The organism is Devosia sp. Soil_C_22 (assembly GCF_057657195.1).
The window spans coordinates 3,490,954-3,502,528 of record NZ_JBDGIY010000001.1; the positions used below are offsets into that span (position 1 = coordinate 3,490,954).

10 protein-coding genes are annotated in these 11,575 nt (G+C 65.6%); 4 read left to right on the forward strand and 6 right to left on the reverse strand.

Annotation, left to right across the window (positions count from 1 at the left end):
- Positions 1 to 2: 2 nt before the first annotated feature.
- Together AC3A6I_RS16990 and ispG are read right to left on the reverse strand one after the other, a co-directional pair.
- The gene (locus tag AC3A6I_RS16990) at positions 3 to 125 is read right to left on the reverse strand and encodes a hypothetical protein (RefSeq protein WP_487544947.1); all 123 of its coding nucleotides are present in this window, start codon (positions 123 to 125) and stop codon (positions 3 to 5) included.
- Complete coding sequence (gene ispG / locus AC3A6I_RS16995; protein ID WP_487544948.1) at positions 122 to 1,360, reverse strand: flavodoxin-dependent (E)-4-hydroxy-3-methylbut-2-enyl-diphosphate synthase; 1,239 nt, start codon at positions 1,358 to 1,360, stop codon at positions 122 to 124. Before ispG ends, AC3A6I_RS16990 begins: the two co-directional genes overlap by 4 nt.
- 143 nt (positions 1,361 to 1,503) lie before the next feature.
- Between ispG and AC3A6I_RS17000 the strand changes: the two genes are divergently transcribed.
- From AC3A6I_RS17000 to AC3A6I_RS17010, 3 genes are all read left to right on the forward strand, one after another.
- Entirely contained in the window at positions 1,504 to 1,812 is a 309-nt protein-coding gene (locus tag AC3A6I_RS17000; RefSeq protein WP_487544949.1) for a YkvA family protein, read from the forward strand.
- Positions 1,813 to 2,054: 242 nt separating this feature from the next.
- Complete coding sequence (locus AC3A6I_RS17005) at positions 2,055 to 2,270, forward strand: hypothetical protein (protein WP_487544950.1); 216 nt, start codon at positions 2,055 to 2,057, stop codon at positions 2,268 to 2,270.
- Positions 2,271 to 2,446: 176 nt separating this feature from the next.
- Positions 2,447 to 2,881 (forward strand): GreA/GreB family elongation factor, encoded by a 435-nt coding sequence (locus AC3A6I_RS17010; RefSeq protein WP_487544951.1) that lies wholly within the window; start codon positions 2,447 to 2,449, stop codon positions 2,879 to 2,881.
- Positions 2,882 to 2,915: 34 nt separating this feature from the next.
- Here AC3A6I_RS17010 and pyc read toward each other — a convergent pair whose 3' ends face one another.
- From pyc to AC3A6I_RS17030, 4 genes are all read right to left on the reverse strand, one after another.
- Positions 2,916 to 6,356, reverse strand: a complete 3,441-nt coding sequence (gene pyc, locus AC3A6I_RS17015) for a pyruvate carboxylase (protein ID WP_487544952.1) — start codon at positions 6,354 to 6,356, stop codon at positions 2,916 to 2,918.
- A gap of 96 nt (positions 6,357 to 6,452) precedes the next feature.
- Positions 6,453 to 6,863, reverse strand: coding sequence for a protein tyrosine phosphatase family protein (locus AC3A6I_RS17020; RefSeq protein ID WP_487545053.1), 411 nt, complete (start codon positions 6,861 to 6,863; stop codon positions 6,453 to 6,455).
- A gap of 102 nt (positions 6,864 to 6,965) precedes the next feature.
- The gene (locus tag AC3A6I_RS17025) at positions 6,966 to 8,477 is read right to left on the reverse strand and encodes a putative bifunctional diguanylate cyclase/phosphodiesterase (RefSeq protein WP_487544953.1); all 1,512 of its coding nucleotides are present in this window, start codon (positions 8,475 to 8,477) and stop codon (positions 6,966 to 6,968) included.
- Positions 8,478 to 8,675: 198 nt separating this feature from the next.
- On the reverse strand, positions 8,676 to 9,725 hold the full coding sequence (locus tag AC3A6I_RS17030) for a glycine betaine ABC transporter substrate-binding protein (protein ID WP_487544954.1): 1,050 nt from the start codon (positions 9,723 to 9,725) through the stop codon (positions 8,676 to 8,678).
- A gap of 228 nt (positions 9,726 to 9,953) precedes the next feature.
- Here AC3A6I_RS17030 and AC3A6I_RS17035 point away from each other — a divergent pair, with 228 nt between their 5' ends.
- A complete protein-coding gene (locus tag AC3A6I_RS17035; RefSeq protein ID WP_487544955.1) occupies positions 9,954 to 11,162 on the forward strand; it encodes an ABC transporter substrate-binding protein in 1,209 nt (402 codons plus the stop codon).
- The last annotated feature ends 413 nt before the right edge of the window (positions 11,163 to 11,575 follow it).

An 11,575-nucleotide genomic window follows, 5' to 3' on the forward strand; every position in this document is an offset into this window, starting at 1 on the left:
CCTTAGCCCTGCCGAAGATTGCCGGTTAATCCCAGTACAACGAGGACTACGGCCAGCACAGCGAGCCATAGCCAGCGCCGCTTGGCCGCCTCACCGATCAGCAGGCGCTGCCAGAACGGGCTCATTCCGCCGCGGTCTTCTCGGCCACGCCGAACCGCTTTTCGATATAGTCGGCGACCATCAGCTTGAACTGGTCGGCCACATCGGCGCCGCGCAGGGTGGCGACCTTCTGGCCATCGATGAACACCGGGGCAGCAGGGGTTTCGCCGGTGCCGGGCAGCGAGATGCCGATATTGGCGTGCTTGCTTTCGCCCGGGCCGTTGACGATGCAGCCCATGACCGCAACGGACAGGCTTTCGACGCCGGGATAGCGCTCTTTCCACTCGGGCATCGAGGAGGTCAGATGGTCCTGGATCTCCTTGGCCAACACCTGGAAAGTCTGGCTGGTGGTCCGGCCGCAGCCCGGGCAGGCCGCCACCACAGGCAGGAACTGCCGGAAGCCCATGGTCTGCAGCAGTTCCTGCGCGACCCGCACTTCCTGCGTTCGATCACCACCCGGTTCGGGCGTTAGCGACACGCGGATGGTGTCGCCGATCCCCTGCTGCAGCAGGATGCCCATGGCGGCCGAAGAGGCCACGATGCCCTTAGACCCCATCCCCGCCTCGGTGAGACCGAGATGCAGCGCATAGTCGCAGCGGGCCCCGAGATCCTGGTAAACCGCGATCAGGTGCTGGACGTCCGACACCTTGGTCGACAGGATGATCTTGTCGCGGCCAAGCCCGAGCTCCTCGGCACGCTCGGCCGACAGCAGCGCCGACTGGATGATCGCCTCACGCTGCACAGCCGCCGCGCTGACCGGCGTCGCGGAGGCCGAGTTCTCATCCATCAGCTTGGTGAGCAACTCTTCGTCGAGCGAGCCCCAGTTGACGCCGATGCGTACCGGCTTGTCATATTTCATCGCCAGCTCGATGAGCGTCGCGAACTGCGTGTCGCGCTTGGCCTTGAAGCCGACATTGCCCGGATTGATCCGGTACTTGGCCAGCGCCTCGGCCGCAGCTGGATGATCGGTGAGGAGCTTGTGGCCAATATAGTGGAAGTCGCCGACCAGCGGCACGAATACGCCGCGCTGGGCGAGCTTGTCGCGAATATGCGGTACAGCGGCAGCGGCTTCATCGCGATCGACGGTGATGCGGACGATCTCGGAACCGGCGCGCCACAGCTGCGCCACCTGGCGCACGGTCGCCTCGATATCGGCGGTATCGGTATTGGTCATCGACTGGACGACGATCGGGGCTCCGCCACCGACCATCACGCCACCGACATTGACGCCGACCGAGGGCCGGCGGGGAGAAATGCTCATCGATCGACCTCTATTCGCACCAGCAAATAGGCCTTTGAGGTTGGCGGCGCAATGTTACGATTGCGTGACCGGCGGGCACCCGAAGCTCAAATAGCCGCACCTCTCTTGAAGCGCGCGCCGACCGGGACCATCTCACCGGTATCATGATCAAGTTCTCGCTCCTCGCCCGCTTCGTCACCTTCCGCAAGGAACTCGGCACGCTGTGGCGCGCCTTTATGGCGCCCGAGACCCCGGTACATCTGAAGGCACTGATGCTGCTTGTACCGGCCTATCTGCTGAGCCCGATCGACCTGATCCCCGATATAATCCCGCTGCTCGGCTGGGTCGACGACTTCGTCGTCATCCCGCTGCTGGTCAGCTGGATCGTCCGCATGCTGCCGCAGAAGGCCCCGGTCTACCAGCGCAGCGCCGACGGTGCCAAGGTGATCGACGGCACCTATCGTCGCCGCTGACTGGAGATTTGACAACATGGTGGATATGGCCATGATGCCCGCCATGAGCAGTATCTTCGTGCCCCAGCGCTATTTCGAAAGCCGCCTCAGCAAGGCAGGATAGCTGCCTGGTGTTGCGACCTGCCCTGCTGGGCAAGCGCGGCACCAGGACTTCACGAACTTCCCCTGATCTTTTCCGACCTGCCAAGGCCGCGCCGTTTCTCGGCGTGGCGCCGTCGCATGTCGGTCGTGAGGTACTGTCCATGACTTTCAAGTATTCCGCCACCTTCCCCATTTCCGGCGCCCACAAGCTCCGTCGCTTCCGCGACTGGGCAACCGCCCATCTGCCCGGCCTGGAGTACAGCCTCCCGCCCCAGACCCCGATCAAGACCGAGAGCATGACCATCAGGCTGCGCTCAGTGCAGGATCGCGCGCTGGTTCTGGAGACGCTGGCCAGGGTTACCCCGGCAAGCCAGTGAGGTGATGGCATGAGCATCCTTCGATACTGCCGGTCTTGCACGGGACCGCGCCCACGCTCGGCGCAGCGATGTCCATGGTGCCACGCCAGCTACGCCAGCCAACCACGCAGGTCGGGCGCCCTACCGGTCGCTCCCCACGCGTCGGCGGATCACCGCAACATGCAGGGAGATATGAAATGACGACCATCTCTCTCGCGGACTGGGGACAGTCGCCGCCCATCATCGTGGGCCAGGACGAGCGGCGTCAGGTGACCATTGCGGCCCTGACCGACGTCGGCACGACCAGCGCCGATTTCCTGCTATACGAGCTGGATCGCGCGAAGGTCGTCCCCGACCGCATGGTACCATCGGACGTCGTGAGGCTCGGTAGCGTCGTGCGCTACAAGGAGACTCCCGGCGAGGAGAGGATCATCAAGCTGGTCCTGCCCTCGGATGCCGAGCCGGCCGGCAGCTACCGGCTCTCCGTCACCTCTTCGCCCGGCGCGGCGCTGCTCGGGCTCAAGGCCGGCGCTACGATGACCTGGATAGATGGTGACGGCGCGGTCCGGCGCCTGAAGTTGCTCACCGTCGTCAACCCGGCGCCCGAGGACTGGGGCCCGGACGCCGCATAGCGAAAAGGAAGGCCCGGATTGCCGGGCCTTCTGGCTACTCGAACCGCACCAGCAGATCCTTGGCGTCGATCTGGTCGCCCGGCTTCACCGTGACCTCGGCGACAACGCCGTCAGCTTCGGCGTGGATGGCGGTTTCCATCTTCATCGCTTCGATCGACAGCAGCACGTCGCCAGCGAACACCTTGTCGCCGACCTTGACGCCCAGGCCGGAGATGACGCCCGGCATCGGCGCCCCGATCTGCTTGGCGTCGCCGATGGCGGCCTTGGCGCGAACCTTCACTTCGCCGACCTTGAGGCGATCCGGCACCGTGATGGTGCGCGGCTGGCCGTTGAGGTCGAAGAAGACGCGGACCTCGCCCTTCTCATTGGTCTCGGTGCGACCCTGATAGGTCAGGACCAGCGTCTTGCCCTTTTCGAGGTCGAGGAAGACCTCCTCGCCCTCCTTGAGGCCGTAGAAATAGATCGGCGTCGGCAGGACTTCGGTCGGGCCATACTTGTCCTGCGTCTTGACGAAGTCCGAGAACACCTTCGGGTACATCAGGTACGAGGCGAGACGCTTGTCGTCGATATCCTCGCCGGCTTCCTTGGCGACCTTCTTGCGCTCGGCTTCGAGGTCGACATCCTTGAGATAGGAGCCGGGACGTTCGGTCAGCGGGGTCCTGCCCTTCAGCACCTTCTTCTGCAGCGCCGCCGGGAAGCCGCCCGGCGGCTGGCCGAGATCGCCGGCGAAGAAGCCGACAACGGAATCCGGGAAGGCAACGTCGCGCGCCGGGTCCTCGACCTCGGCGCGGCTGAGGCCGGCCGACACCATGGCCAGCGCCATATCACCGACGACCTTAGAGGACGGCGTCACCTTGACGATATCGCCGAACATCTTGTTCACATCGGCATAGGTCTGCGCCACCTCGTGCCAGCGCGACTCGAGACCGAGCGAGCGCGCCTGTTCCTTCAAGTTGGTGAACTGTCCGCCAGGCATTTCATGCAGGTAGACTTCCGATGCGCCACCCTTGAGGTCGCTCTCGAAGGCACGGTACTGCGTGCGCACCGCTTCCCAGTAGAACGAGATCTCGCGGATCACCCTGCCATCGAGCTTGGGATCGCGCCGGCCGTCCTTGAGGGCTGCGACGAGCGAGCCGAGCGTCGGCTGGCTGGTCGTGCCCGACAGCGCGTCCATCGCCGCATCCACGGCGTCTACGCCGGCCTCGACCGCTGCCATGATGGTGGCTGCAGCAGCGCCCGAGGTGTCGTGGGTGTGGAGGTGGATCGGCAGTCCGACTTCCTGCTTCAGCGTCTCGATCAGCTTCTTGGCCGCGGCGGGCTTCAGAAGGCCCGCCATGTCCTTGAGGCCGAGCACGTGGGCGCCGGCAGCCTCGAGCTCCTTGGCGAGCCCGACATAGTATTTGAGGTCGTACTTGGAGCGGTCCGGGTCGAACAGGTCGCCGGTGTAGCAGATGGCGCCCTCGGCCACCTTGTCGGCTTCCGCCACCGCGTCGATCGAAACGCGCATGTTCTCGACCCAGTTGAGGCAGTCGAAGATGCGAAATACATCAACGCCACCCTTCGCCGCCTGGCGGACGAAGAACTTCACCACGTTGTCGGCATAGTTGGTGTAGCCGACGCCGTTCGAGCCGCGCAGCAGCATCTGAGTGAGGATGTTCGGCGCGCCCTCACGCACGGCGCTCAGCCGCTCCCACGGATCCTCGTTGAGGAAGCGCATGGAGACATCGAAGGTCGCGCCGCCCCAGCATTCGAGCGAGAACAGGTTGGGCAGCCCGCGGCTATAGGCCTGGGCGATCCGCGTGATGTCGAACGAGCGCATGCGGGTCGCGAGCAGGCTCTGGTGCGCGTCGCGCATCGTGGTGTCGGTGAACAGCACCTGCTGCTGCGCCTTCATCCAGCGCGCGAGGCCTTTCGGCCCATCGCGATCGAGGATCTGCTTGGACCCCTCGACGACGATCAGCGGCTCATATTCCGGCACCACAGGCTCGATCGCATCGGCCGGCGGGCGCGGCCGGTCGCGCACTTCGGGATGGCCGTTGACCGTGACGTCGGCGATGTAGGTGAGAAGCTTGGTCGCCCGGTCCTGCCGCGCCTTGAAGTCGAACAATGCCGGCGTGGTGTCGATGAAGCGCGTCGTGTAGCGGTTCTCGACGAAATCCGGGTGGGTGATGATGTTCTCGAGGAAGGCGAGGTTGGTCGCTACGCCGCGAATGCGGAACTCGCGCAGCGCGCGGTGCATGCGAGCGATCGCCTCGTCGGCAGTCGGGGCCCAGCAGGTGATCTTCTCGAGCAGCGGATCGTAGAAGCGCGTGACGATGGCGCCGGCATAGGCGGTGCCGCCATCGAGGCGCACGCCGAAGCCCGTCGCCTCGCGATAGGCAGTGATGCGGCCATAGTCCGGAATGAAGTTCTGCTCCGGATCCTCGGTCGTGACGCGGCACTGGATGGCATGGCCGTTGAGCCGGATGTCTTCCTGCTTCGGCACGCCGGACTCGGGTGTGCCGATCACCGCGCCCTCGAGCAGCTTGATCTGCGCCTTAACGATGTCGATGCCGGTGACCACTTCGGTCACCGTGTGCTCGACCTGGATGCGCGGATTCACCTCGATGAAGTAGAACTTGTTCGTGTCGGCATCGAGCAGGAATTCGACTGTGCCGGCGCCCCGGTAGTTCGCCGCATTGCCGAGGCGGATCGCGGAAGCCGTCAGCTCGTCGCGTACGTCCTGTGGCAGGTATGGCGCCGGAGCGCGCTCGACCACCTTCTGGTTGCGGCGCTGCACCGAGCAGTCACGCTCGAACAGGTGGACGAGGTTGCCGTGGTCGTCGCCGACCAACTGCACCTCGACGTGGCGGGCGCGCTCGATCAGCTTTTCGAGATACATCTCATCCTTGCCGAAGGCGGCCTTGGCCTCGCGCTTGCCCTCGGAGACTTCGTGGACCAGCGTCGACTCGTCCATGATGCGGCGCATGCCGCGGCCACCGCCGCCCCACGATGCCTTGAGCATCAGCGGATAGCCGATCTCGGCGGCCATGCGCTTCACTTCGTCCATGTCGTCGGGCAGCGCATCGGTCGCCGGCACCACCGGCACCTCCGAGGCGACCGCCATGTTGCGCGCCGCGACCTTGTTGCCGAGGTCGCGCATCGTCTGGGCGCGGGGCCCGATGAAGATAATGCCGGCATCCTCGCAGGCATCGGCGAACTCGGGTGACTCAGAAAGCAGGCCGTAGCCCGGGTGGATCGCGTCGGCACCGGAGATGCGGGCGATGCGGATATATTCGTCGATCTGCAGATAGGCCTCGACCGGGCCCTTACCCTTGCCGATCAGGTAGGCCTCGTCGGCCTTGAACCGGTGCAGCGCCAGCTTGTCCTCTTCGGCATAGCAGGCGACCGTCTTGATGTTCAGTTCGTTGGCAGCGCGAAACACCCGGATGGCGATTTCGCTGCGGTTGGCGACGAGGATCTTCTTGATCGGCATCGATTTAACCCGAGCAGGAGGGGTGGGGCACACGTGTGCCGGCAAGGGTAGTCTGTGCAACGGGCAACGGGGATAAGGCCCCGCCAGCCCGCCGGCTCACTTCTGGCTCAGATGTCCCGCAAGATGGGACATGTCGTACCCGGCATGTGCCGCCGCCGAGATGATCTCGCTGGCGGGCGCCTTGCCGGCCTGGCTGAGCGCCCACAGCGTGGTGGAACGCGTACCCGAACGGCAATAGGCAAAGACCGGGCCGGCGCTCCCCTCGAGCACCTGCTTGGTCTGCTCAATCATGTCCTGGCTGACGCCTTCGCGACCGAGCGGAATATGGTGGTAGGCAAGACCCGCCTCGTGTGCGGCCTTCTCGATCGTCGCGCTGTCCGGCTGATCCGGGGATTCCCCATCCGGCCGGTTGTTGATGATGGCGACGAAGCCCTGGGCCTTTATGGCCGCCACATCCTCGGGGTTGATCTGCGGGGACACGCTGAAGTTGTCGTCGATCCGCTTCACGTCCAAATCACTAACTCCGATAGATAGGCCGATGTCTTCCCGGCCGCCTTTATAGACAGCCGCGCGACGGACAGGCAAGGCAGGCGAAAGTCGTGGCTGGAATCAGGCGGCGCTGGCGAGAGCGAGGCCGGCGCCAAGCGACGCGGGCCGGCCGAGCAGATAGCCCTGCAGGCCCGTGACACCGGCGCGCTGCAGGAAGGCGAGTTGCGCTTCAGTCTCGATGCCCTCGGCCACGACCTCGACCTTGAGCGAACGGGCGATCTTGACGATGGCCGAGACGATCAGCCCGTCGATGCGGCTGCCCGGCAGGTTGCCGACATAGGACCGGTCGATCTTGATGATGTCGAAGGGGAAGCGCCGCAGGTATTCGAGGCTGGCAAAGCCGGCGCCGAAATCGTCGATGGCGACGCGCACGCCAAGCGCACGCAGCGTCTCGATATTGCCGAGCTCCACCGCCCCCGAGTTGAGCGGCACCGATTCGGTGACCTCGATGATGAGGCGCCGCGGATCGACGCCGGTGCCTTCGACGATGGCGGTGAAGCGCTGGGTGAAATCGGGGCGACGCAGTTGCACCACCGACACGTTGATGCTGACGTTGCCGCCGGGCACGCGGTCGAGATCGAGGCAGGCGCGCTTCAGCACCCAGTCGCCCAGCTTGTCGATGAGGTCGGACTGCTCGGCCACGGCGATGAAGTCGCCGGGCAGGATGCGCCCACGCACTGGATGCTGCCAGCGCACCAGCGCTTCCGAGGCGATGATGTCCGTGCCGTTGCCGGCATGGATCGGCTGGTAGTGCAGCTCGAGCTCGTTGAGCAGGATCGCAGCGCGGAGGTCGCGCTCGACGAAGCGCTTGTGCCGCTCGTCGGCAAGCAGCTCGGCCTCAAAGGCCACCGAGCTGGCGCGGCCGAGCTTCTTGCCCTTGTAGAGCGCCAGGTCCGCCTTGGAGACGAGTTCGCTGACTTCACCAGCATCCTGCGGCCAGACTGCGATGCCGATAGTGGCCGAGAGCCGGATCGGTCGGCCGTCGATATAGATCGGCTCGCTCAGTGCCGACAGGATCCGGTCGCCGAGGCGAACGAGCGCGGGCTTGCTGTCCTGGCCGGTGACGAACAGACCGAACTCGTCGCCGCCCAGCCGCCCGATCACCGCATCGGGCAGCAGCCTGCGGATCGAGCGCACCAGGTTGATCAGCGCGCTGTCGCCGGCGCCATGGCCATGCGCGTCGTTGAGCACCTTGAGATTGTCCATGTCGATCTGCAGATACGCCACCGGCTTGTCGCCATGCAGCTGATCCTTGAGCGAGCTGAGAAAATAGGACCGCGTGAAGGCGCCGGTCAGCGCGTCCTGGTAGGCCAGATCGAGATGCCGGCGATGTTCCTCGGCGGCGCGATCGAGCTCGGCGCGCAGCCGGACATAGCCCCAGCGCAGTACGGCCAGAATGACGATCGAGGCGGCGACGCGGGCAGTCAGCAGCGAGACCGACAGACCGTGATCGACGCCGGTTTCAAACAGGCCGACCGCCGAAACTGCTGCCATGATGGCCACGACAACAGCGACACCCGCAAAGACCTTGCGGTATGTGGCAACGGCGGCTTCGAGCATGACACGTGGCAAACGTCGACCCTCCTGGTCACCGGCAAAAGTGACCCAAGAGTCTTGCCGAAGCACTAATGTCGTTGAAATATTCCAGCAGTTGCAATGCTTTACGTGGCATCGACCGGCCTGCGGCCAGACCTGGTCGGCAGTTTATGCGGCCCGGATGACAACCCTGTAACGGCGCGCTAGCGAACCGGCTTCGTACCTAATGAAGGCTTACTGCGGCGCGGCCTCGAGCGGCAGCCCGACCCATGGCCGCCAGACCTCGTCGCGCTCGGCGACGAAGCGGTCGGCGACGGATTCGACTGTGGCGTCCGGCTCGCTCAGTTGCTGCAGCATCAGGTTCATCTCGGCAAAAGGCATGCGGGCGCGGCCGAAATAGGCGGCGACCTGCGGGGCATCGAGATAGACCCACTCGGCAAGCCCGATCACCACCGGATCGGGCGCAAAGCCGGTCGGGGCCGGCGCGGCGCAGGTGATCCGGCCAAGGCAGGTGAAGGCGGTCGCATCGAACGGGGCGAGCTGCACGTCCCGGAAGCCGAACTGGGCCAGGATGGCGTTGGGGCGCCAGTAGTAGAACAGGATCGGCTCCTGCCGGCCCACCGCCTCGGCGATGAGGGTGTCGAGCTCGAAGCGGTTGGCCGGCTCGACGATGTCGAACATCTGGTCCAACCCATAGGCGCGTAGCATGTTGCGGTTGACGATGGCGCAGCCCCAATCAAGGGGGCAGGAGATGAACTTGCCGCGCCCGTTGCCGTCGCCGAAATCGGCGGCATGCGCCTTGAGCCCGTCGACGGTGGTGATCTCGGGCCACTGCGCCACGGCATAATCGGGCACGAACCAGCCCTCGAAGCCCGGCTCGGCGTAGGCGGGCCCGGCCTGCCGCACCTTCTGGCCCTTGATCGCGGCGTTCCAGATATCGGCGATGCGGCCGGTCCAGAGTTCGGGGGCGACGGCGGGCTGGCCATTGGCGCCCATCGCCGAACCGGTGGCGGCGAGGTCGCTGTCCTGCACGGCGACGTTGCAGCGGAAATTGGCTGTGAGCAGCCGCGAGTGGATTTCGGCCAGCAGCGCGGCGGATGGCCAGGTCATGCGCGCAATGCTCAGTTGCTGCGTGCCGCAGGGCGGCGGCGGGGCCGGCGGCTGTGCCTCGCCCGGCGCCGCTTCGGCCGCCGGCGGTTCGAGCGTCACCACGGAGTCCTGCGCGCGTGCTGCCGCAGGCAGGGCAAGGACGAGAAGCAGGACGAGGCGGAGCGCGAGGTTCATCATACACTTGACGGTCAGTGGCGGCGCGACTTTAGCGGCCGGCTGCAGCGGGACATAGTGGGGCGCGAGAGTTTTACCACCCGATCAAAACCGGGTGACTCGCGTTTGCGAATTATGCAATATCCGCGGCAGCGGGGCATACGTTGTGCCCCCAAGACAATGTTGCTTCGAGCTTAGATGGCGGGAAATACAACGCCGCATGCCGGGGTAACTGTGCAGAGGGACATCATGACCAAAACCAATATTTTTGGCCTCGCCGTTGCTGCGACCGTGCTCGGTCTCGCGGCTCCCGCGTTCGCTGAAGACGTCAAGATCGGTATCCTGGGCGACGTTACCGGCCCGATCGAATCCATGGCCGGCCCGATCGTCGCGGGCGCCCAGCTCGCCTTCGACCACGTCAAGGCACAGGGCGGCATCCTCGGCGGCGGCCAGATCATCACGTCAGTGGGCGACAGCGCCTGCGACGCGACGGCTGCCGGCCCGGCCGCCGACCGCCTCGTCAATACCGACCAGGTCACGGCGATCTTCGGCGCGTTCTGCACCGGACCGACCGTTGCAGGCGCCAACACCGCCGGCATTCCCGGCAACGTGGTACAGATTTCGCCGGCCTCCTCGGCTCCGGTGCTGACCACTCTGGCGGACAACGATCTCGTCTTCCGCACCACCCCGTCGGATGCCTTCCAGGGTGTCAAGCTCGGTGAGCTGCTGCTCGCCAAGGGCATCAAGGACGTTGCCGTCACCTACGTGAACAACGACTACGGCAAGGGCCTCGCCGACGTGTTTGTCGCCACGTTCACCGCCGGTGGCGGTACCGTGTCGGCCAACGTCGCGCATGAAGACGGCAAGGCCGACTATCGCGCCGAACTCGGCCAGCTCAGCTCGGGCGGCTCGCAGAACCTCGTGATCCTCGCCTACGCGTCGGGCTCGGGCAGGACCATCCTGCAGCAGGCCATCGAAGGCGGCGAGTTCACTGCATTCGTCGGCGGCGACGGCATGGTTGCCGACGATCTGACTTCCGGCCTCCCGCCTGAAGCCGTCAACGGCAAGATCATCGCCACCCGCGCCGGTGCCTATACCGGTGAATCGGCCGAAGTCTTCAACAAGCTGGCCGCCGACGCCGGCCTGGATCCTGCCGGCACCTACGTGCCGCAGGCCTATGACGCCGCGTTCCTGCTCGCCCTCGCGATCGAGAAGAACGGCTCGGCCGCTCGCGAAGGCCTGTCGGCCGCGCTGCGCGAAGTGGCTTCGGCCCCGGGCGAGAAGATCCTGCCCGGCGAGTGGAGCAAGGCGGTCGAGCTGATCGCTGCCGGCACCGACATCGACTATGAAGGCGCCGGTGGCCCGCTCGATTTCGACGCGGCCGGTGACGTCGACGGCATCATCGTCGAGCTGGCTGTCGAAGACGGCAAGTTCGTCGAGAAGGGCCCGGTGCAATAAGCATCGCGCTGTTATGGTTTGGAGGCCCGGGAGCGATCCCGGGCCTTTGCTTTTGGGGTTTGGCGATCCCATTGAAGCGGTCGCCCCATGCCGCCTCCCACCCGGTCGTCATCCCGGCGCACGCCGGGACCAGTGCGCGGAGCTAGCCCGCGCAGTGATGATGCCGACCTTGCCGGATGGACTGGCCCGGTGTGAGCTTGGGCTACCAACTGAGCAATGGGTCCCGGCGTGCGCCGGGATGACGCCGGTGGAGTGAGATCGCCAGGTGCCCCATAGGCGTGCCGATGCATCCGGCGGCCATTTGGCCCCGGAGGATGTCAAAGAGCGAAGCGACGGGCCGGCGGGGCCTTTGCCCCTCGCGGTAGTCCGCAGCAATATGTGAGGCGCACGCCTCGCCGGCCGATCGGGGTTTT